Annotated in this window: 22 protein-coding genes and 2 pseudogenes; 14 read left to right on the plus strand and 10 right to left on the minus strand. The window is 70.0% G+C overall.

Going from position 1 to position 24,049, the window contains the following annotated elements:
- Positions 1–302: 302 nt before the first annotated feature.
- Positions 303–1,004, minus strand: coding sequence for a response regulator transcription factor (locus tag CLM62_RS14915; RefSeq protein ID WP_095750344.1), 702 nt, complete (start codon positions 1,002–1,004; stop codon positions 303–305).
- Between the two features lie 402 nt (positions 1,005–1,406).
- Here CLM62_RS14915 and CLM62_RS14920 point away from each other — a divergent pair, with 402 nt between their 5' ends.
- Together CLM62_RS14920 and CLM62_RS14925 are read left to right on the plus strand one after the other, a co-directional pair.
- On the plus strand, positions 1,407–3,092 hold the full coding sequence (locus CLM62_RS14920) for a hypothetical protein (protein WP_095750345.1): 1,686 nt from the start codon (positions 1,407–1,409) through the stop codon (positions 3,090–3,092).
- Positions 3,093–3,143: 51 nt separating this feature from the next.
- Complete coding sequence (locus tag CLM62_RS14925) at positions 3,144–5,450, plus strand: DUF5682 family protein (protein ID WP_257003846.1); 2,307 nt, start codon at positions 3,144–3,146, stop codon at positions 5,448–5,450.
- A gap of 73 nt (positions 5,451–5,523) precedes the next feature.
- On the opposite strand, the gene CLM62_RS14930 is transcribed toward CLM62_RS14925, so the two are convergent.
- Both CLM62_RS14930 and CLM62_RS14935 read right to left on the minus strand, forming a co-directional pair.
- Complete coding sequence (locus tag CLM62_RS14930) at positions 5,524–5,898, minus strand: peptidase M23 (protein WP_095750346.1); 375 nt, start codon at positions 5,896–5,898, stop codon at positions 5,524–5,526.
- Positions 5,899–6,032: 134 nt separating this feature from the next.
- Positions 6,033–6,581 (minus strand): annotated as a pseudogene (locus CLM62_RS14935) (hypothetical protein).
- 68 nt (positions 6,582–6,649) lie between these two features.
- Between CLM62_RS14935 and CLM62_RS14940 the strand changes: the two are divergent.
- Positions 6,650–7,384 (plus strand): phenylalanine--tRNA ligase beta subunit-related protein, encoded by a 735-nt coding sequence (locus CLM62_RS14940; protein WP_257003847.1) that lies wholly within the window; start codon positions 6,650–6,652, stop codon positions 7,382–7,384.
- 14 nt (positions 7,385–7,398) lie between these two features.
- Positions 7,399–8,934: a PLP-dependent aminotransferase family protein gene (locus CLM62_RS14945; RefSeq protein ID WP_095750347.1), complete on the plus strand. Its 1,536-nt coding sequence runs from the start codon at positions 7,399–7,401 to the stop codon at positions 8,932–8,934.
- 21 nt (positions 8,935–8,955) lie between these two features.
- On the opposite strand, the gene helR is transcribed toward CLM62_RS14945, so the two are convergent.
- Positions 8,956–11,124, minus strand: coding sequence for an RNA polymerase recycling motor ATPase HelR (gene helR, locus CLM62_RS14950; protein WP_095750348.1), 2,169 nt, complete (start codon positions 11,122–11,124; stop codon positions 8,956–8,958).
- A 155-nt stretch (positions 11,125–11,279) separates the two neighbouring features.
- Complete coding sequence (locus CLM62_RS14955) at positions 11,280–12,449, minus strand: glycosyltransferase (protein ID WP_373559144.1); 1,170 nt, start codon at positions 12,447–12,449, stop codon at positions 11,280–11,282.
- A gap of 237 nt (positions 12,450–12,686) precedes the next feature.
- Between CLM62_RS14955 and CLM62_RS14960 the strand changes: the two genes are divergently transcribed.
- The 3 genes from CLM62_RS14960 to CLM62_RS14970 all read left to right on the plus strand — a co-directional run bounded on the left by CLM62_RS14960 (position 12,687) and on the right by CLM62_RS14970 (position 16,409).
- Positions 12,687–13,466 carry a YqjF family protein gene (locus CLM62_RS14960; protein WP_095750350.1) on the plus strand — a complete coding sequence of 260 codons (780 nt, stop codon included), beginning with the start codon at positions 12,687–12,689 and terminating at the stop codon, positions 13,464–13,466.
- A 288-nt stretch (positions 13,467–13,754) separates the two neighbouring features.
- On the plus strand, positions 13,755–15,410 hold the full coding sequence (locus CLM62_RS14965) for an ABC-F family ATP-binding cassette domain-containing protein (RefSeq protein WP_306457908.1): 1,656 nt from the start codon (positions 13,755–13,757) through the stop codon (positions 15,408–15,410).
- Between the two features lie 183 nt (positions 15,411–15,593).
- Entirely contained in the window at positions 15,594–16,409 is an 816-nt protein-coding gene (locus tag CLM62_RS14970) for a sulfotransferase (protein WP_095750352.1), read from the plus strand.
- A gap of 147 nt (positions 16,410–16,556) precedes the next feature.
- Here CLM62_RS14970 and CLM62_RS14975 read toward each other — a convergent pair whose 3' ends face one another.
- From CLM62_RS14975 to CLM62_RS14985, 3 genes are all read right to left on the minus strand, one after another.
- Positions 16,557–16,967, minus strand: coding sequence for a (4Fe-4S)-binding protein (locus tag CLM62_RS14975; RefSeq protein WP_095750353.1), 411 nt, complete (start codon positions 16,965–16,967; stop codon positions 16,557–16,559).
- Between the two features lie 38 nt (positions 16,968–17,005).
- A complete protein-coding gene (locus CLM62_RS14980) occupies positions 17,006–17,314 on the minus strand; it encodes a GNAT family N-acetyltransferase (protein ID WP_095750354.1) in 309 nt (102 codons plus the stop codon).
- 152 nt (positions 17,315–17,466) lie between these two features.
- The gene (locus CLM62_RS14985) at positions 17,467–17,934 is read right to left on the minus strand and encodes a MarR family winged helix-turn-helix transcriptional regulator (RefSeq protein WP_095750355.1); all 468 of its coding nucleotides are present in this window, start codon (positions 17,932–17,934) and stop codon (positions 17,467–17,469) included.
- Between the two features lie 136 nt (positions 17,935–18,070).
- Between CLM62_RS14985 and CLM62_RS50040 the strand changes: the two genes are divergently transcribed.
- Positions 18,071–18,220, plus strand: a complete 150-nt coding sequence (locus CLM62_RS50040; RefSeq protein WP_179382101.1) for a hypothetical protein — start codon at positions 18,071–18,073, stop codon at positions 18,218–18,220.
- Complete coding sequence (locus tag CLM62_RS14990) at positions 18,213–19,952, plus strand: pyruvate dehydrogenase (RefSeq protein ID WP_095750356.1); 1,740 nt, start codon at positions 18,213–18,215, stop codon at positions 19,950–19,952. The genes CLM62_RS50040 and CLM62_RS14990 overlap by 8 nt, the downstream gene beginning before the upstream one ends.
- Before the next feature lie 433 nt (positions 19,953–20,385).
- Here CLM62_RS14990 and CLM62_RS14995 read toward each other — a convergent pair whose 3' ends face one another.
- A complete protein-coding gene (locus CLM62_RS14995; protein WP_095750357.1) occupies positions 20,386–21,279 on the minus strand; it encodes a helix-turn-helix domain-containing protein in 894 nt (297 codons plus the stop codon).
- A 191-nt stretch (positions 21,280–21,470) separates the two neighbouring features.
- Between CLM62_RS14995 and CLM62_RS51485 the strand changes: the two are divergent.
- From CLM62_RS51485 to CLM62_RS15025, 5 genes and pseudogenes are all read left to right on the plus strand, one after another.
- Positions 21,471–21,646, plus strand: a pseudogene (locus CLM62_RS51485) (IMP dehydrogenase); the annotation flags it as partial.
- A gap of 29 nt (positions 21,647–21,675) precedes the next feature.
- Complete coding sequence (locus CLM62_RS15005) at positions 21,676–21,912, plus strand: cyclophilin-like fold protein (RefSeq protein ID WP_179382102.1); 237 nt, start codon at positions 21,676–21,678, stop codon at positions 21,910–21,912.
- Between the two features lie 331 nt (positions 21,913–22,243).
- The gene (locus tag CLM62_RS15015) at positions 22,244–22,690 is read left to right on the plus strand and encodes an SRPBCC domain-containing protein (protein ID WP_095750428.1); all 447 of its coding nucleotides are present in this window, start codon (positions 22,244–22,246) and stop codon (positions 22,688–22,690) included.
- Positions 22,687–23,055 (plus strand): helix-turn-helix transcriptional regulator, encoded by a 369-nt coding sequence (locus CLM62_RS15020; protein ID WP_095750358.1) that lies wholly within the window; start codon positions 22,687–22,689, stop codon positions 23,053–23,055. The genes CLM62_RS15015 and CLM62_RS15020 overlap by 4 nt, the downstream gene beginning before the upstream one ends.
- A 31-nt stretch (positions 23,056–23,086) precedes the next feature.
- Positions 23,087–23,569, plus strand: coding sequence for a hypothetical protein (locus tag CLM62_RS15025; RefSeq protein WP_095750359.1), 483 nt, complete (start codon positions 23,087–23,089; stop codon positions 23,567–23,569).
- 10 nt (positions 23,570–23,579) lie between these two features.
- Here the strand turns inward: CLM62_RS15025 and CLM62_RS15030 are convergent, their stop codons facing one another.
- A complete protein-coding gene (locus CLM62_RS15030) occupies positions 23,580–24,005 on the minus strand; it encodes a VOC family protein (protein WP_095750360.1) in 426 nt (141 codons plus the stop codon).
- Positions 24,006–24,049: the final 44 nt, after the last annotated feature.

A 24,049-nucleotide genomic window follows, 5' to 3' on the forward strand; every position in this document is an offset into this window, starting at 1 on the left:
GTCGAGGTGCGCCTCGGTGTGGAGGTGACGGATGTGCGCCTCGACGGCGGCGGCGCCACCGTGGAGGCTGCCTACGCGACGGGGCTGTCGGCCGATCCGCGACGTCCGCCTGGTCGACGGCGCGGTGGCGGGTGGGCAGGACGAGTACCGCGAGGACGGCACGTCCTGGACGTGTGGATGCGCGGGCAGTCCTGCGTAGCGGTGCTCGCCCGCCCCGACCACTCTGTGTACGGCGGTGTTCACTCCGCGAGCGACACCGGTCTGCTGCTCGCGGCCGCCCGTCAAGGGTGGGGCGGGCCCGGTCAGGCCGCCGCCGGCCGCACCAGGCCCGATTCGTAGGCGAAGACCACCGCCTGGACACGGGCGCGGGCGCCGATCTTGGTGAGGATGTTGCTGACGTGGGACTTGACGGTGGTCGGGGCGATGGACAGCCGCGTCGCGATCTCGGAATTGGACCAACCGGAGGCGACGGCGGTGAGCACGTCGCGTTCGCGCTCGGTGAGGGTGCCGAGCCCGGCTTCCTGTTCGAGCGGGCGGACGGGGCGCTGTTGCCGGACGGTGTCGATGAGTGCGCGGGTCAGGCCGGGCGTGATGACGGCGTCCCCGGCGGCCACGATGCGGATGGCCGCGGCCAGTTCGTCAGGGGTGGCGTCCTGGGGAAGGAATCCACCGGCTCCGGCGCGCAGAGCGGCGTAGGCGTACCGCTCGTGGCTGGTGGGGGTCAGGACGAGTACGCGCGGGGAGCGCCCTGCGGCTCTGACGGGTTCGGGTGCTTGCGAGACTGTGGCGGGCCGGGTGATGCGGCGGATGGCGTCGATCCCGTCCGCTTCGGAGATACGGCTGTCCATCAGGACGACGTCGGGGTGGAGCGCGGCGCTCATACGAACCGCCTCGATCCCGCTGGTCGCCGCGCCGACGACGGTCAGGTCGGGCTCGGCCGCGAGGAGCATACGGAGGCCGAGGCGCTGCAGGGACTGGTCATTGACGATGAGTACGGAGGTCATGGTGGGCGTTCTCCATGCTCTCTGAACGAAACTGTTTCGTTCACCTTGGACCAGAGTAACTCCCGCCGCTAACGAAACGACATCGTTTTGCTTGTGGCCTGGGTCACTTCTTGGCGGTCGGTGTGAGTGTTCGGGTCCCGGGCCCGGTGTTCCGGGTAGCTCCGCAGGATCCGCTCGGAGTTCCGCGTGGCGTCGGCGCGCGTCCGGGGACGGGGCCAGCCGGTCCGGGAGCAGGTTCGTCAGCGTGAACGGATCAGGCTGGCCCGGGAACGCACGGCGAGTTCAAGGAGGCGAGCAGCCCCTGCGGCACATACGGAGATTTCCGCCACAAAGAGGCCCGACTCCGGGAAAATCGTCTCCGGGACATCACCTGCCGAGCGGCAGCACAGTCAGGAGACACGCATGGAGTACTACGACCTCGGCCCCTACAGCCGCTCGGTGACGACCTCGTCGGCCGAGGCCCAACTGTGGTTCGACCGCGGGCTGTCGTGGACGTACGCCTTCCACCACGAAGAAGCCGTCTCCTGCTTCGAGGCGGCGGCCGCGGCCGACCCCGACTGTGCCATGGCCCACTGGGGCATCGCCTACGCACTCGGCCCGAACTACAACAAGCCCTGGGAGTTCTTCGACGGCCAGGACCTGGCCAGGACCGTCGACCGCACCCACGCCGCCGTCGAGCTGGCCCACGACAAGGCGGCCGAGGCCACCCCCGTCGAGCGGGCCTTGATCGGCGCACTGCGCGCCCGTTACCCACAGGCGAAACCGGCCGAGGACTGTTCGGTGTGGAACGCTCCCTACGCCGAGAGCATGCGCGCCGTCCAAGCACTCGCCCCCGACGACCTGGACGTGGCCACCCTGTACGCCGACGCGCTGATGAACCTCACGCCCTGGCAGCTGTGGAACCTGCGGACCGGCGAGCCGGCCGAGGGCGCCCGCACGCTCGAGGCAAAGGCCGTCCTGGACCGCGCGCTCGCCACCGAAGCCGGCCTCCGGCACCCTGGCATCCTGCACCTGTACGTCCACCTGATGGAGATGTCCCCGACGCCCGAGGCCGCCCTGCCCGTCGCCGACCGGCTGCGCGGCCTGGTGCCGGACGCCGGCCACCTCCACCACATGCCCTCGCACCTGGAGGTGCTCTGCGGCGACTACCGGCGGGTGGTCTCGGACAACAGCGTCGCCATCGCGGCCGACGAGAAGTTCCACGCACGAGCCGGGGCGATGAACTTCTACACCCTGTACCGGTCGCACAACTACCACTTCAAGATCTACGGCGCGATGTTCCTCGGCCAGTCCGAGACCGCCCTGGAGACCGCCGCGCAGCTCGAAGCGTCCATCCCGGAGGAGCTGCTGCGCGTACAGAGCCCGCCCATGGCCGACTGGCTCGAGAGCTTCCTCGCCATGCGGGTCCACGTGCTGATCCGTTTCGGCCGCTGGGCCGACATCCTGCGGCTGCCCCTGCCCGCCGACCCCGAGCTGTACTGCGTGACGACCGCGATGCTCCACTACGCCCGCGGCGTCGCGTTCTCGGCCACCCACCGCATCGCAGAGGCGGAGGCCGAACGCCGGCTGTTCCACGCGGCGGCCGCCCGCGTCCCCGAGACGCGGACGCTGTTCAACAACACCTGCGCCGACATCCTCGCCATCGCCTCGGCGATGCTCGACGGCGAACTGGAGTACCGCAAGGGCCGGTACGAGGCCGCCTTCGCCGCGCTGGAGCGGTCGAACGAACTGGACGACAACCTTCCCTACGACGAGCCCTGGGGCTGGATGCAGCCCACCCGCCACGCCTACGGCGCCCTGCTCCTCGAACAGGGCCGCGTCGCGGAGGCCGAGGCGGTCTACCGCGCCGACCTCGGCCTCGACGACACGCTGCCCCGAGCGTCGCAGCACCCCGGCAACGTCTGGGCCCTGCACGGCCTCCACGAATGCCTGATGCGCCTGGGCAAGACGGGGGAGGCGCAGATCGTGGCCCAGCAACTGCGCATCGCCACCGCGCTGGCCGACGTACCGATCGAGGCGTCGTGCTTCTGCCGCCTCGAGACGGACGCCCATACGTCTGCGGGTGGGTGCTGCACCTCGGGCGACTGACGGTTCAGCGGCCCATGCCGGTGGTCCACCACGGCCCCGCACCTTGGGGCCGTGGGGATCCCCGCCGACATCCCCGAGGGCGGCGGAAAGGTCTGCCGGGAGGAGGCCGCGCTGCACGGCGACGCCATCGGCGTGGAGATCGGCGACCTGCGCCCGCGCTTCGCCGAACTGGAGCAGCACCTGCTGCGTCACGGCCGGGTCCGGCACTGGTCGGAGTGGTGGCACCAGTACGTCGAACTGCCGCTCGGTGACAGTGACCACGACACCTACCGGCAGGTCATGCTGCTCATCGGCAGCCTCTTCCGGCGCCTCGCCCCCGGGGATCCGCGGCGGGTGCGCGTGGACGAGGACCGCGAGCGCCACATGTGGACGCGGATGCGCGAGCACCTGGCCGCCACCGGCACCGATCCCGCGGACTGCCTGTACGTCTGCGGGGCCTTCCACGCGGCCAGCCGCGTGGCGGAGTTCGGCGTCCACGGTGCCGACACCTTCGAGATCGGCCCGCGCACCGCCACCAAGTGGCAGCACGGACTGATCCCGTCCAGCCACGCGGCCATCGAGGCACAGTTCGGCCTCGCCGCAGGCTCGGTGTCGATCGCGGCGACGGTGTGGGCGAAGAACCTCAAGCGCACGCGCGTACGGCCGTATCGGCTGGCAGGACAAGCCGGCGCGAAGAAGCCGAAGAAGGCAGCGGCCCTACCCGCACCGGTGGCGGACGCCCCGACTGCGGACCGCCTCACCGGCTTCCTGCGGCAACCGCCCGTCATCGACCGCCTGGACGAGGCCGAACTGCTCGGCTGGTCGGTCGATATCGTGCGCGCCGCGCGCCGGGCCGGATACCTCGCCTCCACCGCCGACGCCATCGCCGTGTTCGAGACGTCGATCCTGCTGGCCGGGATGCGCGACCGCGCGGGGCCCACGCCGTACGACTTCCAGGACGCGGCCGTCACCTGCATCGAGAAGGACACCGTGCCGGGCAGGCGCGACGTGCGCCGCCTCGTGGAGATCATGATGGGCGGCGACCGGGTCGGCCAGGTCGGCTACGACGCGCTGCCGCCCCTGGCCCGCGACGTGCACGACCGGCTCGCTCCGCTGAACCTCAAGCTGCAGCAGCGCGGCGTGCAGCGGGCGTTGCTGGACATCGCCGGCCGGCCGGAACTTCAGCCGTGCTCCGACGTGTTGTGGATGCTGCGGTATCTGATGCCGCACGGCGCCGCACGGCCGATCATGGGGGAGCGGCGGCTCGGCGAACGGCCCATCCAGGAGTCGTGGGACCTGGCGCTGGGCACCCACCAGCGCGCCCTGATCGAACTCGGCTACGAGGGTGTCAGCGTCGAACAGGTCCTGGAACAGCGCCTCAGGCGCACGGCGTACGGCCCGCAGGCCACGGCGGCGACGGTCCTGGAGGCCGTCGAGGACGCGACGCTGTACCTGCGCAGCCGCCGCCTGGCCGACGAGCTGGGCACCCGCGCGCTGGAGGTCCTGGCCACCGAACGCAGCGTCGACGGCGCGCCCGAAGTGCTGCGCCGGGTACGGCGGTTGCTGGCGTACTACCGAACCAGCGAACCGGCGCTGCCGCCGTGGATCGAGTCCTTCACCAAGACCGGCTACGCCCACTACTGCACCCTGCTGCCGACCGCCTTCGGCGACGACGACGCGACCGTCGGCCAGGTCGCAGCGATGCTGGGCTTCCTGTTCAGCATGGAGAGCCTGGCGCTGTCGCTCGGCTGCGACCGGACCCAACTGGAGCTCGCGGTCGCGCAGTCCCATCCGCGACAGGCGTCGAAGACGGCGCTGCTGTGGGCGGCTCAGGTGCAGTTGGGCCACCTCTCCCGCGCCGACCTGAGGATGCGGTGCGAAGACCTGCTGGGCAACCCCTTGGTGGTGCCCGCCTACCCGCGCTACCTCAGCGGTTTCCTGCACGCGCTGGAGCCGGTGCCGCAGCTGGCGGACTTCGTCGTGGAGGCGGTGTCGACCGCGTTCGGACGGCTGCCGGACCCGGTCCTGCTGCCATGGCTGCCGACCCTGATCACCACCCTGCGCTCCGGCGGCTCGGAACTGGCTCCGCTGCTGATCCGCGAGGCCGGGCGGATCTTCCCCGGCCGCCTCGCGGCGCTGGACGAGTGGGTGCCGCCGTGGCGGGCCGCGCCGCCTTCGGCGCGTCCGGGGCGCCGCGCGGACGGCGGCCGTGACATCGCGCTGCTCGCCGTCCACCCGACGACGTGCGACGCGGTGGCCGAACTGCTGGGGTGCGACGAGCCGTGGCAGCAGGCGGATCCACGCCGGGAAGGCGTCGCGCTGCTGGACAGCCACCCCGCTACGGCGACAGCACTTCAGGCGCTGCCGGCCGGCCGCTGATTCGGGCCGACTGAGCCCCGATGGGGCGCACCCGGCCCCCGCCAGGTGCGCCCCATCGGCACGCTCGTGGACCTCAGCAGTCCGGGACACCCTCGATCTTCTCCCCACCCTGGAGGTAGAGGTTGTTGACCCAGGCGATGTCACTGCCGGCGAACTCCTGGACCGCGGTCCACCAGCTGTTCTTCCCGACGCCGGGATCGTCGACGGGCTGGCCCTGCTGCTGGCACACGGCGTCCAGCCAGTACTGCGAGCGGACCGCGAGCACGTTGGAGTCCGTGGTCGGGTGCTCGCGCAGCTGGACGTCGGTCGCCCAGATGTAGACGTCGGTGAGCGTCGGATCGCCGTCGTTCGGCGCGGCCGGAGCGGCCGTCGCCGTGGTGGCGAGGCCGCCTGCGGCGAGCGCGGCCACGGCCAGGGCGGTCACGGAGCGCTGGATCTGCTTCTTCATGTGTGCATCCCCCATGAGTCGGTGGTGCGATTGCGCGTGTTGCTGTGCGGCGCTTGGCCTGCCCTCAGCACTCTAGGGAGAGGTGTCGCCAGGGTGTCCCTGACAAATGTCAGGGATCCGTTGTCAGCCCCCGTTCACACGTGCGCCCTCGACCGGTGCGACTGCGCGGTGCGTCGCGGCAGCAGCGCCAGATGCTCCTTACGCACCAGATCGAACCGCAGGGCCAGCCAGACCAGATGCTCGCGCTTGGCCCCCACCCGTGCACCGTCCCTGCCGGCGTACGGTGACGAGTCGTCCTCGTACTCCGTCCGCAGCCGGAGCTTCACGGACGTCAGGTAGTCGATGTGGTAGTTCACCGCCGAGCGGGTCAGATCGCGGCACGAATCCAGCGGACTCAGACGCTCGACGCTCTTCATCAGGTCCCGCGCCGTCCTGCGCATAGGCGTGCTGCGGCGCGAAGACCTTGAAACTCGCGGTGCCGGTCAGCGCGGGCAGCACGACCCTGGAGAATTCGAACGGCACGGGGCGCGCCGAGCCGCCCCGGCGCGACCTTCACGTGTTTCGCCCGCTCCTTCGAGGTTTTCCACGACATACGTGGATGCCGTGCTGAAGTTCGACAGCCGCCAGAAGAACCGAATGCGGTCTCCGGTCCGACCTGTTATGGACCAACCAGCCCGTCCCACTTTGGCTCTGTCGGCAGGACCATGCCCGCGGCAGGGTGGGAGCACAACGAACCTTGTGGAGGCCCTCCTTGAGCATCGCGTTCCGGCACTCGGACGCCGTCCGTTCCGACCACCCCCAGCTCGCCGCCGGCGCGCTGTACGCCACCGGCATCGGTCCCACCGCCGACGTCGGCCCGCGCGTCGCCTCGTACACATCCCGTGCCGTGGCCCGGCTGACCGGCGCTTCCGAGAGCGAGTTCCCCGAAGTGCTGGCCTGGCGGCGGACCTTCTCCCGGATGGGGCTCAAGCCGACGCAGTACCGGTGCGCCTCGGAGTCGCTGCTGCGACGGCTGAGGAAGGAGGGGCAACTCCCGCGCATCCATCCGGTGGTCGACCTGTGCAACGCGCTCTCGGTCGCGTACGCGGTCCCGGTGGCCGCCCTCGACGCCGACCGCATCACCGGCCCTCTGCTCGAGGTCCGCCACGCCCGCGGTGACGAGCTGTACACGACCTTCGGCGGCGACACCGAGCATCCCGCACCCGGCGAGGTCACCTTCGTCGACTCCGCCGGCCGGGCTCACGCCCGCCGCTGGACCAACCGGCAGAGCGGCCACTCGGCGGTCGGCGAGCACACCAGCCGCATCCTCGTGGTGACCGAGGCCATGCACGACGGTGGCGCGGAGGTCGTACCGGAGCTGCTCAAGACCCTCGCAGAGGAACTGACCACGCTCTGGCCGGCCGCCACCGAGGCAGCCGTCCTCACCTCGTCCCAGCCGGAGTTCACCTTCGATGACCAGGCCTCGCCCGATGCCCGGACGCCGTAAGGGCGCATGACAGCATGGGCCTGGTGAACGACGGGGAAGGCGCGACGGGCGGATCGGCATCGGCCGCCGTGCCCACGTCGGCGGACGGCCACTCGCCCTACGGCTCCGACTTCCTGCAGCTCGACGCCGGTGAGGCGCCCGGGTCCGGCAAGGCCGACTGGCTGGCCCGGCGGCTGCGCCAGGCCATCGCCGACGGGCGGCTGGCGGTGGGCAGCAGGCTGCCGCCCACCCGAGTGCTCGCCGCGGAACTGCGCCTCTCCCGCGGCGTGGTCACCGAGGCGTACCGTCGGCTGACCGAGGACGGCCACGTCGAGGGACGGCGGCGCGGCGGGACGGTGGTGGTCGCGGCCCCCTCCGCGCCACCGGCGGCACCCTCCCGGAACCCGGCCCCCGCCGCCTGCGCCGACCCCGGCAAGCTGTTCCTCGGCGAACCCGGCGCCGACGTCTTCGACGCCCTGCGCGCCACCCGCGCCCGCGTCGACTTCACGCCCGGCCAGCCCGATCTCGCCGCGTTCCCCCGCGCGGCCTGGCTGCGCGCGGAACGGGCCGTGCTCACCGAGTTGTCCGCCGAGAACCTCGGCTACGGCGACCCCCGCGGCACCCCGCAGCTGCGTCGCGCCGTCGCCGGATGGCTGGCGCGCAGCCGCGGCATCCGGGTGGGCCCGGACGACGTGCTGATCGTCGCCGGCACCGCACAGGCGCTCACCCTGCTGCACCCGGTGCTGCGGGCCGACGGCATCGACGGCATCGCGGTGGAGGACCCGGGCTCGCTCGGCACCCGCCAGCACCTGCTGAACGGAGCTCTCGCCACCCCACCGGTACCGGTCGACGACGACGGTGTACGCGTGGACGCACTGCGCGCCACCGGCGCCCGCGCCGTGCTGCTCACGCCCGCCCACCAATTCCCCACCGGAGTGGTGATGAGCGGCGAGCGCCGCCGCGAGCTGCTGAGCTGGGCCGAGGACGGTGGGCTGATCCTCGAGGACGACTACGACGCGGAACACCGCTACGACCGGCCGCCGGTCCCCGCGCTGCGCGGGCTGCTCACCGACCAGGTGTGCTACATGGGCAGCGTGTCCAAGCTGCTGGCACCCGCGCTGCGGACCGGCTGGCTGGTACCGCCGCCCCGCTACCGCGAAGCGCTGACCGACGCGAAACGCTTCACCGACTTGGGCAATGCCGTACTGCCGCAGCTGGTGCTCGCCCGGTTGATGGAATCCGGCGAACTGGAGCGGCACCTTCGCCTCCTGCGCGGACGCCACCAGCGGCGCCGCGACGCGATGATCGACGCCATCGCCGAACACCTGCCGGGCGCGGTGGTCCACGGAGCGGCGGCCGGCCTGCACCTGACCGTCACGTACACGCCGGACGTGCCCGACACCGAACTGGCCGCCGCCGCACTCGCCCGGGGCGTGAAGTGCCAGCCACTGTCGTGGCACCGACAACTCCCGGGCCGCCCCGGCCTCGTCCTCGGCTACGCGGCCGGCCCACCGGGTGTCATCGCCGAAGGCGTGGCCGCACTGGGCGAGGCGCTGCGCGAGCTGGCCTGACGCCGAGGTCGTCCGCCGACGTCACGAGCTGGTGAGGATGACGAGTTGCTGGGTCGCTCGGGTCATCGCGACATAGCGGTCGACCGCTCCTTCGATGCCCTGGCCGAACTCCTCCGGGTCGACGAGGACGACCAGGTCGAACTCGAGCCCCTTCGACAGCTCAGGGGTCAGTGACCGGACGCGGGGCGTCGCCCGGAACGTGGGATCGCCGATGACGCACGCGATCCCGTCGGCATGCGCGGCGAGCCAGGTGTCGAGGACCGAGCCCAGATCCGAAATGGATCCGTGTACGACGGGGACGCCGCCGCTGCGGATGGAGGTCGGCACGTTGGCGTCCGGGAGCACGGCCCGGATGACCGGCTCGGCTTCCGCCATGATCTCTTCCGGCGTCCGGTAGTTGATGCTCAGGGAGGCCAGGCTGATCCGGTCGAACCCGATCCGCTCGAGCCGTTCCTGCCACGACTCCGTGAACCCGTGCCTGGCCTGGGCACGGTCCCCGACGATGGTGAAGCTCCGGGACGGGCACCGGAGCAGCAACATCTGCCACTCCGCGTCGGTCAGTTCCTGAGCCTCGTCCACGACGACGTGCGCGAACGGGCCGGCGAGCAGGTCCGGGTCGGCGGTGTGCAGTTCGGACTCGTCGACCAGGTTGACCTGGGCGTCCTCGCCGCGCAGCATCGTCACGAGGCCTTCGCCGTCGTCACCGTCGGCGCCGGAGTCGGCCACGGCGTCGATCAGGTTGTCGACGACCTGTGCCATGCGCTCGCGCTGGGCGGCGAGGGTGGCCTCGTGCCGGCGCTTTTGCCGGGCCGTCTCCGGGTCGCCGAGCCGCTGCCGCGCCGCGTCCAGGAGCGGCAGGTCGGACACGGTCCAGGCCTGGGGCTCCTCGCGCTGCAGCTTCCGTACCTCGTCGAGGCCCAGCCAAGGAGCGCACATCCGCAGATAGGCGGGTACCGACCACAGGTCTCCGACGAGGTCGGCCGCTTCGAGCAGCGGCCACGCGCGGCTGAAGGCCGTGAGCAGTTCCCTGTTCTGCCGCAGCGACTTGCGGAGCAGGTCGTCCGAGACGTCGCCGTCGTGCTTGTCGACCAGCATCGTGAGCAGCTCCTCCCAGACCTGGCCGCGCGCCTCGTTGTGCGGAGTACCGGGTTCCGCCGCTTCGAACGCCACGGCCCAGTCGTCGGCGCTCAGCCAGATGTCGGACCAGTGGGTCGTGACCGTCATCCCTTTGGTGGGCGGCTCCTCGTAGAACCTGACGGCCGTCTCGATCGCCTTCACCAGGTTCGCGGACGCCTTCAGGAGGGCCACGTCCGGGTCGGCCTCGACCGCTGCCGCGGCTCCCTCGGCGACGAGGTCCCGCAGGGTGCAGGTCTGCACGCCCTCCTCTCCGAGGCTGGGGAGGACATCGGCGACATAGGCCAGGTAGGGCCGGTGCGGACCGACGAACAGCACACCGCCCCGACGGTGACCGAGACGAGGGTCGGAGTGGAGGAGGTAGGCGGAGCGGTGCAGAGCGACGACGGTCTTCCCCGTACCCGGACCGCCGTCGACGACGAGCGCGCCGCGGGACCCCGCCCGGATGATGGCGTCCTGGTCGGCCTGGATGGTGCCGAGCACGTCTCGCATCCGTGGCGACCGGTTGCTGCCCAGGCTGGCGATGAAGGCGGACTGGTCGTCGAGCGCGGCGTGCCCGGCAAAGCCGTCCGAGGTGAACACCTCGTCCCAGTAGTCGCTGATCCGGCCGTGGGTCCAGCGATACCTGCGGCGGCTTGCCAGACCCATCGGGTTGGCATGGGTGGCTCCGAAGAACGGCTCAGCCGCCGGGGAGCGCCAGTCGATCAGCAGCCGACGGCCCGTGCTGTCCGTGAGGCCGAGTCGTCCGACGTACACGGGCTCGGGGTTGTCCGCGCCGACCATGTGTCCGAGGCACAGGTCCAGACCGAAACGACGCAGTGCGCGCAGGCGAGCGGTCAGCCGGTGGACCTCCGTGTCCCGGTCCATCGCCTGCCGTCCCAGGCCGCCCGGCGCCCTGCGCTCGGCATCGAGGCGGTCGGACACCTCGGCGATCGACTGCTCGAGGCACTCCGCGATGGCCGCGAAGTGCTGCTCGTCGTCGGCGATCAGCTTGGGGTCGGCCTTGGGGGAGAGGTGGTCGGGTAGGTCGAACGCGCTGGTGGTCAGGGCATTCACGGCGATTGGCTCCGATCTGGGGTCGCTGGCGACCGTTGCGCGTAGGAAGGCGTTTGGAACGGTGTGACGAACCTGTGCGTGCGGGTTCTCGCGTCATGGGGGCCTGGCTCGGCCGTCCCGCGTGGTTCACGCGGGACGGCCGAGCCAGGCCTTACTCAGCTGACCGCGTCGAGCAGCAGCTTCGCGGCCACCGTCGCGCCGTCGGTGCGGATCGTGGCGGCCACGGCGGTTGCTCGTGCGCGGGTCTCAGGTGTCAGGGTCGTCTTGAGCGCGGCGGACAGGGACTCCTTGGTCGGAGTCGGACCGTCGTGCGCCGCGCCGATGCCCAGGTCGGCCACCCGGTCAGCCCAGTATGGCTGGTCCGCCAGCTGGGGTACGACCACCTGAGGCGCGCCTGCCCGGGCAGCCGTCGTCGTCGTGCCCGCGCCGCCGTGGTGCACGACGGCGGCCACCCGGCCGAACAGTGCCTGGTGATTGACCTCACCGACGACGAAGCAGTCGTCCTGGTCGTCGATCAGGGCCAGGTCGGCCCAGCCGCGGGAGACGAGTACGCGGCGGCCGTGCGCGCGCACCGCCTCGACGGCCACCTGGGCAGCGTCCTGTGAGCCGTGCAGGGGCATGCTGCCGAAGCCCACGTACACCGGTGGTTCGCCGGCCTCCAGGAACGCCAACAGGTCGGCCGGGAGCGGGTGTTCGTCCGGGAGGATCCACGCGCCGGTCTGTACGACGTCGAGGTCCGGCGTCCCCTGCCACGGGTCGAGGACCGGGTCCGTCGCGAGCCACGGCTGGTCGCCGATGACGTAGTCACGGACGTTGTCCACCGGGGGCAGGCCGATCGCGGCACGGTTGGTGTTGAGCGCCTCGCCGAACAGTGCGTTGATGTTCTGGGCGTCCAGGTCCCACAGCGCCCGGTTGTCCTTCACGTCCGGCGGGAGCGGGCGGCCCGGATACGCCAGCGGCGGGCGGTCCGGCGACGGCACGGTGATCTGCTGGAAGGTCACGGACACGGAGCGGATGCCCAGTTTCTCGGCCACTGACCGCGCGCCCGCCGCGGCCGGCAACATGCCGGTCGACACCAGCACGTCATATCCCTCGGCCGCCGGGAGAACCACGTCCAGCAGGCCGGCGATCACCTCGGCCGCGCGCCGAGGCAGGCCCTCCGGGGGCAGCGACGGCGCCGCCTTCGTGAGCGCGCGCGCCGACGGCCCGAAGGGCACCAGCTCCACACCGACACCGGCCAACAACTTCGCGAACTCCTCGTCCGCGGGTGCGCACACCCGCACCTCCGCCCCCAGTTCGCGTAACCGCACCGCGAGTCCCGCCATCGGCTGAACGTCCCCCCGCGACCCATAGGTCGACAACAACATACGCACTTCGTTACCCCGTTTCCGCAGGTCTTGGCCTTGGCCGGGCAATTCTGCGGGACGACGGGGGCCTTGCCGCAAGCCCCCCGGTGCGCTATAAGTTAAGAGTGGCAAGGAGTGGGTGACCTCCTTGCCTTTGCTTTTTGTCCGGTCCGAACCGTCCTGTGATGGTCCGAGCCGCCCTGTGATACTGACGCGGTGACGCCGACATCGAAGCCGCATTTCCCCCCACGCCCGGAACCCATCACGGCCGACGCACCGGAAGCGATAAGGCGCCCTCTGCTCACTCAGTCGTGGCTCGACCTGACGTTCCTTCACTGGGCCGCGGGTCCGGCCGACGTGGTCGGCGTGCTGCCGCCGGGAACGGTCCCCGACACCCTGCACGGCGTCACCTACGTCGGCCTGGTCGCGTTCCGGATGCACCGCGTCGGCTGGCTCCGCCTCCCCGGAGTTCCCTACCTCGGGAGCTTCCCCGAGACCAACGTCCGCCTCTACTCGGTGGACGAGCACGGTCGACGCGGCGTCGTCTTCCGCTCACTCGATGCCTCCCGCCTGCTGCCGGTGGCCGTGGGGCGGCTCGGCTTCAGGATGCCGTACCTGTGGTCCCGTATGGCCATCCGCACCGACGGCGACACGGTCACCTACACCAGCTCGCGGCGATGGCCGGGCCCACGCGGCGCGCACAGCCGTATCACCGTGCGGGTGGGTGAACAGGTCGAGCAGCCGACCGAGTTGGAGCACTTCCTGACCGCCCGCTGGGGCATGCACAGCGCCTTCTTCGGCCGGCCGATGTACCTGCCCAACGCCCACCCCCGCTGGCCGCTGCGCCGAGCCGACCTGATCGAGTGCGATGAGGATCTGGTGCTCGCGGCAGGCCTCCCCGAACCGGTGGGGGAGCCGGTGAGCGTCCTGTACTCACCCGGAGTCCCGGCCCGCTTCGGCCGCCCGGCCCGCCCCGCCGGCATCCCGACCCCGTGACCCATCCGAATGGACCGGCTGAGCCCCGCGGCAGCTGACCGCCGTGGTCCGGATCACGGCACATGAGCGGTGCGCGATTGCTAACATGAAGATATGAGTTACGTCCTCTACCTCTGACCGGGCCGCAGGCTCCGCTCCTCACATCACCGTTGAGGCGCCGGGAGCCGCGATGTCGCCCACGGCCCGCCCCATCACCTTTCTGGGCCCGGCCGTTCGTCAGAGATCGAAGGCTCGCTGCCACCCCTCTGTGACCGGGGTGAAGTGTGCCTCCTTCCGGAGGAACAAAACGTGACTGCCCTTACCCTGCCCGCTCGCGATCGGGCCCAGCTGACCTGCGCCGACATCCATGTCGACCGCGGTGGTCGCACCGTCCTGCGCCAGGTAGACATGAAGGTCTCCCCGGGATCGCGCTGGGGCATCGTCGGCGAGAACGGCCGCGGCAAGTCGACCCTGCTGCACGTCCTGGCCGGCACGCTGGCCCCGGACCAGGGGACCGTACACCGCGGGGGCACCCTCGCCCTGGCCGAACAGGAGATGCCGACCGAGGACGAGCGTACGGTCGGCGACATCGTCGACGAGCACCTCGCCGACGCCCGCGCCGCCCTCCGGCAGCTGGACGCCGCCGCGGCGGCCCTCGCCGAAGAGCGGCCCGGCGCCGAACAGGACTACGCCGACGCCCTGGAAGCGGCGCAGGCGCTGGACGCCTGGGACGCCGACCGCCGGGTCGACGTCGCTCTGGCGGGACTCGGCGCGGTCAGGGACCGTACCCGTCCCCTCACCACGCTCTCGGTCGGCCAGCGCTACCGGATCCGCCTGGCCTGCCTGCTGGGCGCCGAGTGTGACTTCCTGCTGCTCGACGAGCCGACCAACCACCTCGACCTGGCGGGGCTGGAGTACCTCACCGCCAGGCTGCGCGCCCACCCCGGCGGCGTCGTCGTGGTCAGCCACGACCGTGCGCTCCTGTCGGACGTGGTCACCACGGTCCTCGACCTCGACCCCACCCGCGACGGCCGCCCGGCCGTGTACGGCGGCGGGTACGCCGGCTACCGCGAAGGCCGGGAGGCCGAGCGGATCCAGTGGGAGGAGGAGTACGAACAGCAGCAGACCGAACACACTCGCCTCAAGCAGGCCCTGTCCGAAGCGCAGAACCGCCTGAGCACCGGATGGCGCCCGCCCAAGGGCACCGGGAAGCACCAACGCGCCACCCGCGCCGGTGCCCTGGTCCGCTCCGTCCACCGGCGCCAGGACGACCTGGACCGCCACAAGGTCACCGCGCCGGTCCCGCCGCAGCGGTTCACCCTGCCGGAGCTGCCGGCCCGGCCCGGTGTCGAACTGGTGCGGGCACAAGAGGTCACCGTCCACGGCCGACTGCACCAGCCGACCACCCTGTCGATGAAATCCGGCGACCGGCTGGCCGTCACCGGCCCGAACGGGGCGGGCAAATCCACGCTCCTGTCCGTCCTGGCCGGGCAACTCGCCCCCACCACGGGCCGGATACATCGCCCGCGGAAGGTGCGACTGCACTTCCTCGGACAGGAGTCGCCGCATGCGACACGACGGCCGGCCCACGACCTCTATCACGCGCACACCGCGCAGTGGGTCACCGCCGGTGTCCTCCACGAAAGCGAGGTCGTAGAACTGTCCGCCCTGGGGTTGCTCACTTCCCGCGACGCCGACAAACCGGTGGCCGAACTGTCCATGGGCCAGCAGCGCCGCCTCGACCTCGCCCTGGCCCTCGCCGCCCGCCCGCACATCCTGCTGTTGGACGAGCCCACCAACCACCTGTCCATCGCGCTGGTCGACGAACTCACCGACGCTCTCCACACCACCGACGCGGCGATCGTCCTGGCCACGCACGACCGCCAGATGCAACGCGACATCCGCACTTGGCCCCACCTCACGCTGACTCTGCCCGTGCCACAGCAGGCCGCGCGTACTCCTTGAGCATTCCGGCTGCCGGGAGGGCCCTTCGACCAGGGCCCTCCCGGATCAACATCACCGGCGCCGCGCGCGTCTCAGGGAATTCTCATCCGCTACCCATGGTGAAACCAGGGACAGGCCACAGTATGGTCAAGGATTCAACGGGAGGGTCAGGTTCCGCATGCCGGGGGTCAAGGAGGCACGGCGATGGTCTTGAGTGGTACGGGAGTGCGCCGTGTGGCCCGTGGGGTGAAGGGGCGGTTGCGCAGAATCGCCGAGCCGCCCGTGCCGCAGTCGGCCCACCGGCTCGTACGGGACCCGGTGTTCGTCATCTCCTCCGTGCGTTCCGGTTCCACGCTGCTGCGGGTCCTGCTGAACAGCCACCCGCACATCCGCGCCCCGCACGAGATGCACCTGCGCACCCTCTCCGTCGACCTCACCAAGCCGTACACCCAGAAAGCCATGACCCAACTGGACCTCGACCAGCGGGAGTTGGAGTACCTGCTGTGGGATCGCATCCTCCACCGCGAACTGGTGCGCAGCGGCAAACAGATCATCGTGGACAAGACACCCGGCAACGCGGGCGTCTGGGAACGGCTGCACGAGGGCTGGCCCGAGGCCCGCTACATCTTCCTGCTGCGGCACCCGGCGTCGATGGTGAACTCGCTGATCAACAACCGTCCGGACCGCGAACTGGAGGCGACCGTGCGGGAGGTGCGCGGATACGTCGACGCCGTGCAGGCGGCCCGGAACGGCCTGCCCGGTCTCACCGTCCGGTACGAGGACCTCACGGCACGACCCGAAGCGGTCACGCAGGACATCTGCGGGTACCTCGAGGTGCCCTGGACACCGAAGATGCTCGACTACCGAAAAGGCGATCACGGACCGTTCGTGCCGTTCATCGGTGACTGGAGCCAGAACATCAAGTCCGGGAAGATACAGAAATCGCGACCGCTCCCGGAGCCGGAGGACGTGCCGACGGCGCTGCACGACATCAGCCGTGCCTGGGGATATCCGTGTTGAGCGACCTCAGGTGCTGATGCGTCGCCGCGGCATGGCGGCGTCCACACTGCTCCCGCCGCTACCGGTCGGCGCGGCTCAGCGATGGGCTACGGCGGCAGTAGGCTGCACGGTTCGGGGAAACGGGTGGGGCGGCCGTCACCGCCGGTATCACTGGCCGCAGGAGCCCGCGTGGTCGCAGTACGGCTGCAGCTGACTGTTCCCGCAGCCGCACAGCACGGCCCTGCTCTCGGCGCGCGTCCCCTCCTGAGTCTCCAGCGCCAGTTCGCCGCGCACGATCAGCTGTCCGGCAGGGGTCCGGATGATGTGAGTGGGCCGGTCCGGAGCCTCTCTCCCGCCATCCGCCAGTTCGTACTGCAGCGCACCCGAGGGGCAGCGGCGTACCACTTCCGCCAGCCGATCGGCCGGGGCGGCATCGGGCTGAATCCACGGACGCCTGGTCGCGTCGAAGACCTCGGGCAGGCCGTTGAGGCACTCGGTGGCGTGCAGACAGCGCCTCGCCTCGAAGGTCACGGTGATCCCCGGCGCCTTGTAGGCCTTCTTCTCGGGTTTGCCGCTCATGACGATCTCCTCGCTGCGTCTTCGGCCGACCGGCCGAGTCAGTCGCTGACCTTGCTCCGGGCCTGGTACAGCAGGTCGGCGTACTCGGGGTGGCGGCTGATCCAGCCTGTGTAGAAGGGGCAGACGGCCAGCACGCTCAGCCCTGCGGCGCGTGCCTCGTCGAGGGAGGTCCGAGCGAGCGCCGAACCAACCCCCCGGCCCTCGAACTCCGGATCCACCTCCGTGTGCACGAAAGCGATCAGTTCCGATGTGCGGATGTACTGCGAGAAGCCCGCGACCTTGGACCACCCCTCCACCGTGGCCTCATAGCGGCGTGCCTCAGGTACGTCGATCACCTTGAGCGTCACTTGTCCTCCTTGAGACCGGGTAGCTGGAGCAGTCGCCGTTGCCGGCGCTCGGCTGCGAGTTTGCGACAATGAGGTTGATTCCCCATTGATGCGTCCACAAATATCACAAGCAAAGTTGATGTTTCAACTTTTTGGTGGCGACGCTCACTTGCTCAGGTGCAGTCCTTTTCCAGCCCTTCGAGGATGCGGTTGGAGATCCGGGCGAGCTTGGCGATCTCTGTCGGGCTGAGCAGGTCGATGAACAGGCGGCGGGCCGCTTCGACGTGACGGGGAGCCGCCGTCGCGAGGGCCTCACGGCCGGCAGGAGTGACGACGACGAACGCAACGCGTGCGTCAGATGGGCAGTCCTCTCGGACGATCAGACCCCGCTTGGCCATCCGGTTGATGTGGTGGGACATCCGGCTCTTCTCCCACTCCACGCCCTTGGCCAGCTCCAAGACGCGGAGCCGGCCCTCGGGGACTTCGGTGAGGTGGACGAGTACTCCGTAGTCGGCGGTGGACGGGCCGGACTCGGCCTGCAGCTCGCGGCCCAGTCGGCCGACGAGCTTTTCCTGCATCCGCACGAAGCTGCGCCAAGCGTGTTGCTCCGGCTCGGATAGCCAGCGCGTTGTCTCGGTCATGCGTGTCAGTGTAAATGATTTGTTGACGCATCATCTGCGTGCCGCCGTGGTGCGCGCACAAGGTTGACGCGTCATCCTTTCGCGACTTAGTTTCTTGTTGATGCATCAACGATATCTTCGGGCAGGAGCAGTAGCCATGAGCGAGCAGAAGGTCGTCGCAGTCGCGGAGCGACAGGAGCCCAGGGCGGCGGTGCCGATCGAGTGGGCTCGGGGCCCCTCCCGCTTCCACGACCCCATGCAACCAGGACTGTCGAGAAACCCGTTCGAGGAGGACCCCGGTGCGTAATCCGACCGTGGCACAGCAGTTGATCGACGTCCTGCGGCAAGCAGGGGTGGAACGGATCTACGGTGTCGTCGGCGACAGCCTCAATCCCGTCGTGGATGCCATACGGCGTACCGACGGCATCGAGTGGATCCATGTGCGCAACGAGGAGGCGGCGGCGTTGGCTGCTGCGGCCGAGGCGCAGCTGACCGGGCGGCTCGCGGTGTGCGCGGGCAGTTGCGGCCCGGGCAACACCCACCTGATCCAGGGCCTGTACGACGCGAACCGCTCGGGCGCCCCGGTGCTCGCGATCGCTTCCCACATTCCGTCGAAGCAGATCGGCACCGGGTTCTTCCAGGAGACGCATCCGGAGCGACTGTTCACCGAGTGCAGCCAGTACTGCGAAATGGTGAGCCAGCCTTCGCAGATGCCGCGCATGGTGCGGATCGCCGTACAGCGCGCGCTGGCCGACAACGGGGTGTCGGTGCTCGTCATGCCGGGCGACCTGTCGCACGCGCCCGCCGTGCACCCCACCGGATCGAGCAGTTTCGTCACCGCCCGCGGCCGGGTCGTACCTCCCCCCGAGCAGGTACGGGAACTCGCGGCGAAGCTCAACGCGGCAGAGAAGGTGATGTTCTTCTGCGGTGCCGGTGTACGGGACGCGCACGCCGAGGTGATGGAGCTCGCGGGCCGGGTGCACGCGCCGGTCGGGCACACGCTGCGCGGCAAGGAGTGGATCCAGTACGACAACCCGTACGACGTCGGCATGAGCGGGCTGCTCGGCTACGGCGCCTGTTACGACGCGATGCACGAGGCCGACCTGGTGGTACTGCTCGGCACCGACTTCCCTTACGACGATTTCCTGCCGCAGGCTCGCACCGTACAGATCGACCATGACGCGGGGCGGATCGGGCGGCGTACCGCGCTGGAGCTGGGCGTGCACGGCGACGTGGGCAAGACGCTGCGCGCGGCACTGCCGCTGGTCGAGGCGAAGCGCGACCGCTCGTACCTGGACCGGACGCTGCGCCACCACACCAAGTCCCTGGAGAACGTGGTCTCCGCCTACACCCGCAACGTCGAGCACCACGTGCCGATCCACCCCGAATACCCGGCGTCGATCCTCGACGAGCTCGCCGAGGACGACGCGGTGTTCACCGTCGACACCGGAATGTGCAACGTGTGGGCGGCCCGCTACATCACCCCCAACGGCCGCCGCCGTGTGATCGGTTCATTCCTGCACGGCACCATGGCCAACGCCCTCCCGCACGCCATCGGCGCTCAGTTCGCCTACCCCGACCGTCAGGTGATCTCCATGTCGGGTGACGGCGGACTCGGCATGCTCATGGGCGAGCTGCTCACCGTCAAACTGCACAAGCTGCCGGTCAAGACGATCGTCTTCAACAACTCCTCCCTCGGCATGGTCAAGCTGGAGATGATGGTCGACGGACTGCCCGACTACCAGACCGACCACGAGCCGGTGGACTACGCAGCCATCGCCGCGGGGGTCGGAATCCACTCCATCCGCATCGAGAAGCCCGGGCAGATCCGCGAAGGCCTGCGGGAGGCGCTCTCGTACGACGGGCCGTGCCTGGTGGATCTGGTCACCGATCCCAACGCACTGTCGATCCCGCCGCACATCTCCGGCGAACAAGTGAAGGGATTCGCCTTCTCGGCAGGGAGGACGGTGCTGAACGGAGGTGTGGGGAAGATGCTCGATCTGGCCCGGGCCAATCTGCGCAACGTTCCGCGGCCGTAAACCCGACTCTCCGATGTCCGTCCCGCGATCGCCGCCGCCGTGCCGGGCCGTGGTCCGGTCGGTGTGCGTGTCCTCGATGCGGCCGTGCAGGCATATGAGGTCGTGGTCAAGGTGGGCGGGGCGCGCTCGCCTCCGCGCTGAGCAGCTCGCTGTCCAACGTGGGGGTCGCCGTCGGCCCCGGGCGGCAGGCGTCGCCCTGGCCTCCTCACTGCGGCAGGCCGGGCCTCCACTGGTCGGCACGGTCGCGGCCGCGCACGTCTTCGTGCCGCTGACCGCACTCGCGCGGACGCGCGCCACCGGTTCCGAGGCACCGCTGCCCAAGCCAGGAACAGCCGCAGGCCAATCGGTCGACTCCAGCGCCTGGGAAACCGGCTGAAGATATCGCAAGGCAGGCAGGGCACTCGAGAGCGATATCCCGGCAGAACATCGGTCGCTATCGGCCGCGGTCGCCGAGGGGGGAGGAGGCCGACAGGTGCTGGTCGGTGGCCCAGGAGGCGAGGATGCGCAGCCGCTCGTGGGTGGGGGAGCCGGGGGCGGCGGTCCAGACGGTCAGGTGCTGGTCGGGGTCGGTGTTGGCGGTGAGGGTGTCCCAGTCCAGGACGAGTTCTCCGACGACCGGGTGGTTGAGGGTCTTGGTGCCCACGGTGCGGGCGGCGACGCGGTGGTCGCCCCACCACTTGGCGAACTGCTTGTCGCGCGTGGACAGTTCACCGACCAGCTCGATCAGGCGGGGATCTTCGGGGTACTTGGCGGCCTCCATCCGCACCTGCGCCACGGCGATCTGCGCCGAGGTCGCCCAGTCCGCGTACAGGGTGCGCATCGCCGGATCCGTGAAGATGATCCGCGGGTAGTTGCGGTGCTTTTCCGGGATGTGGGAGAAGTCGGTGACCAGGGCGGCGGCCAGCGCGTTCCAGGCCAGGATGTCCCCGCGTCGGCCCTGCACGATGGCCGGGGTGGCGGTGAGGTCGTCCAGGACGCGCTGGAGCTGCGGCTGGACCTGCTGCCGGCCGCGGCGCCGCGTGCGAGACGTGGTCTTGCCCGCGAGCTGGAAGAGATAGCCCCGCTCGTCGTCGTCCAGGTGGAGGACGCGGGCGAGCGTGTCCAGCACGGGAGCGGATGCCTGCATACGGCCCTGTTCGAGCCTGGTGTAGTAGTCGGTGCTGATCGAGGCGAGCTGGGCGACCTCCTCACGGCGCAGCCCGGCGACCCTGCGGAGCGTGCCCGTCTCCGGCAGTCCGACCGTGCGCGGGCTCAGCTCCGAGCGGCGTTTCTTGAGAAATTCTCCCAGTTCATTGAGGGGGACGTTGTTGGTCATGATTCCCAGCATGACACCGATCGCGCCCGGGGAAGGGGGGAGAATTTCCTCCCAGGATGTGGTTCTCCCGGGATGGATTTCTCCGCTTTTCGCGCCTGCCGTCGCGCGCGAGTCTCGAGGACGAGCAGCCCGGAACGAAGCACATCGGCACGTTCCTGTCGGGGCTGTCTGCCCGAGACCTTCGCACCGAAAGAAGCTCCCTCATGCGCGGAGCAGTCGTCCACGCCCCCGGCGACGTCTGTTTCGAGGAGTTCCACGACCCGAAGATCAGCGGCCGACCGACGCCGTCATCCGCACCGTCGTCACCTGCGTGTGCGGCTCGGACCTGTGGCCCTATCGCGGAGCGCCTCGGCTGCCCTGTCGCGGAGCGCCTCGGCCCCCACCACGACCTCCGGCAGGACTACTGACATGAACATCCGCCTCACCGTCGACGGCCACCACGTCGCCGCCATCCTGAACGACAGCGCCACCGCTCGCGATTTCGCCGCTCTCCTCCCGCTCAGGCTGGACCTGAGCGACTTCTACCAGACGGAGAGGATGGCCGATCTGCCCCGTCGGCTGTCCACCTCCGGCGCGCCGAAGGGAACCGAACCGAAGGCCGGTGACCTGGCGTACTACGCACGGCCACGGCGTGGTACGAGGTGAGTCCGGCGTCGGACAGCGGGGCCGCCTGGGTGGGGTCGAGGTCGCCCACGGGCAGGAGCAGACGCCCGATCGGTACGAGCAGGAAGTCGGCCAGGCCGTCGTCGCGCCCGAGTCCGGCCCCGGTCCCGGTGCTGGCCGCGTCAAGCGCGGAGCGGTGGTCGTCAGTCGATGCGGTGGGCGCCTACTTCAATTGAATTGACTTCAGCTGATGCTTGTCTGATGCGACCCTGAGCACCTAGGTGCAACCCTCGGGTTGCACCTAGGTGGCGGCATGTGCAACTCTTGGGTTGCGTCCGAAGGTGACGTGAAGGTGACCACGAAGGAGTCCCTCATGAGCGAGGACCGGATCGAACGCGAAACCCTGATCGCGGCACCCCTGGAGCGGGTCTGGTCGCTGGTGGCCCAGCCCGGGTTCTGGGTGGCCGACAAAGCGAGCCTGCCCGGCACCGTGGCCAAGGAGGGCGAGTCGATGGTGGCGAAGAACGCCGAGCACGGCGACTTCCCGGTGCGGGTGGAGAAGGTGGAGCCGCCGACGTACCTGGCATACCGCTGGACCAGCGCGTTCCCCGGAGAAGAGCTGCGCGAGGACAACAGCACCCTCGTGGAGTTCACGTTGACCCAGGAAGGCGACCGGACGCGGCTGCGCGTCGTCGAGAGCGGGTTCGCGGCGCTGGCCGGGTCCGAGGAACTGCGCAGCCAGAACCTGAAGGACCACAGCGAAGGCTGGCCGCTGGAGCTGGACGCGCTCAAGACGCGCGCCGAACAGCCCTCCACGTGACGGAAGAACGTTCCGGCGCCGCCGAGGTCGTCGACAGCGTCCTCGGTGCGCTGGCCGACCCGACGCGACGCCGGCTGCTCGATCTGCTCGCCGCGGAGGGCGAGGCCACAGCCACGACGCTCGCCGAACGGCTTCCCGTCTCGCGGCAGGCGGTGGTCAAGCACCTCGCCGTCCTGGACGCCGCCGGTCTGGTTTCCGGCGGCCGGGTCGGACGGGAGGTGCGGTACGCGGTTCGGCCCGCGGCGCTGGACACGACGGCGCGGTGGATGGCCTCGCTCGCGGCCGACTGGGACCGGCGATTGGCGAACATCAAACGTGTCGCCGAGGAAGCGGAGCGGGATTCGAGTACGACACGCCCCGACTGATACGACACGCCCCGACTGAAGGAAGCACGCTATGGACACGACAGCACTGCGCAGCGCCTACGACAGACTGCTTGATACGGCGGCCGTCCCCGACCTCGGCGACGCCGACGACGGAGGATGGAACGCCGACCAGATACTGGCTCATCTCCTCAGCGTCGACGCCTCGACCGCAGCCGTCGCTCTGGGCGTCGTCGCCGGCGCGCGACCCACCTTCGACAACCGGATCTGCCTCGACAGGTGGAATCTTGACCGGATCATCGCAGAGCACTCGGGTCGGGCGGACCTCATGGAGCACGTCCGGAGCCAGGCCGACGTCCTGTGCGACATCGCCGATCAGCTCAACGAGCAAGCCGCCTCGGTTCTGGTGCCTGCGCTCCTCCTCTCCAACGACGCACTCGTGCTGGACCAGCCGATTCCGCTGGCAAGCCTCATCGACGGCCTCGCCGAAGACCACGTACCCGTCCATACGCAACAGCTCCTCCAGCTTCGCGTCGCCGTCCCCGGACAAGCCTGAAAGGCGGCGTTCAAGCGACCGGCTCGCCGATGCCCAGCAGGTTTCCCTCGCTGTCACGGAACCAGGCGGCGCGTTCCCCCCGTGCGCCCTTGCTCGGGTAGTTCCCGTCGATCTCGGCGATCCCGTCCTTCGTTCGGAACCCGGGCACGTCGACCTCTTCGAACACCACCCCGCGCTGCTTGAGTTCCGACACGATCGTCTCGACGTCGTCGACCTCCCACCCCATCTGGGTGAAGGTGCCGGGCGAGGCTCCCGTCGACTTGAACAGGGCGAACTCCGAACCTCCGCACCGATACAGCAGCCCACCGGGCCGTTCATCGACGGGCTCCAGACCGAGCTGCTCGGCGTAGAAGCGCCGTGCCCGGTCCAGATCCCGGGCTGGAAGCCTGGTCGCCACGCGTCCCCGGGCCAGGATGTTCCTGTCGTCTGCGTTCATGCCCCTACTGTGCCGTGAACCGTGTCCCGACGGACGGCGACAGG

Source organism: Streptomyces sp. SA15 (assembly GCF_002291145.1).
Taxonomy (GTDB): Bacteria; Actinomycetota; Actinomycetes; order Streptomycetales; family Streptomycetaceae; genus Streptomyces.

What these genes read in the sequence shown, in the direction of transcription:
- CLM62_RS14985 (WP_095750355.1), bottom strand. Translation starts at nt 17,934, where the DNA reads ATGACCGAGACAACGCGCTGGCTATCCGAGCCGGAGCAACACGCTTGG.
- CLM62_RS14915 (WP_095750344.1), bottom strand. Translation starts at nt 1,004, where the DNA reads ATGACCTCCGTACTCATCGTCAATGACCAGTCCCTGCAGCGCCTCGGC.
- CLM62_RS14955 (WP_373559144.1), bottom strand. Translation starts at nt 12,449, where the DNA reads ATGGCGGGACTCGCGGTGCGGTTACGCGAACTGGGGGCGGAGGTGCGG.
- CLM62_RS14970 (WP_095750352.1), top strand. Translation starts at nt 15,594, where the DNA reads ATGGTCTTGAGTGGTACGGGAGTGCGCCGTGTGGCCCGTGGGGTGAAG.
- CLM62_RS14995 (WP_095750357.1), bottom strand. Translation starts at nt 21,279, where the DNA reads ATGCTGGGAATCATGACCAACAACGTCCCCCTCAATGAACTGGGAGAA.
- CLM62_RS15005 (WP_179382102.1), top strand. Translation starts at nt 21,676, where the DNA reads ATGAACATCCGCCTCACCGTCGACGGCCACCACGTCGCCGCCATCCTG.
- CLM62_RS15025 (WP_095750359.1), top strand. Translation starts at nt 23,087, where the DNA reads ATGGACACGACAGCACTGCGCAGCGCCTACGACAGACTGCTTGATACG.
- CLM62_RS14930 (WP_095750346.1), bottom strand. Translation starts at nt 5,898, where the DNA reads ATGAAGAAGCAGATCCAGCGCTCCGTGACCGCCCTGGCCGTGGCCGCG.
- CLM62_RS15015 (WP_095750428.1), top strand. Translation starts at nt 22,244, where the DNA reads ATGAGCGAGGACCGGATCGAACGCGAAACCCTGATCGCGGCACCCCTG.
- CLM62_RS14975 (WP_095750353.1), bottom strand. Translation starts at nt 16,967, where the DNA reads ATGAGCGGCAAACCCGAGAAGAAGGCCTACAAGGCGCCGGGGATCACC.
- CLM62_RS50040 (WP_179382101.1), top strand. Translation starts at nt 18,071, where the DNA reads ATGAGCGAGCAGAAGGTCGTCGCAGTCGCGGAGCGACAGGAGCCCAGG.
- CLM62_RS14920 (WP_095750345.1), top strand. Translation starts at nt 1,407, where the DNA reads ATGGAGTACTACGACCTCGGCCCCTACAGCCGCTCGGTGACGACCTCG.
- CLM62_RS14945 (WP_095750347.1), top strand. Translation starts at nt 7,399, where the DNA reads ATGGGCCTGGTGAACGACGGGGAAGGCGCGACGGGCGGATCGGCATCG.
- CLM62_RS15030 (WP_095750360.1), bottom strand. Translation starts at nt 24,005, where the DNA reads ATGAACGCAGACGACAGGAACATCCTGGCCCGGGGACGCGTGGCGACC.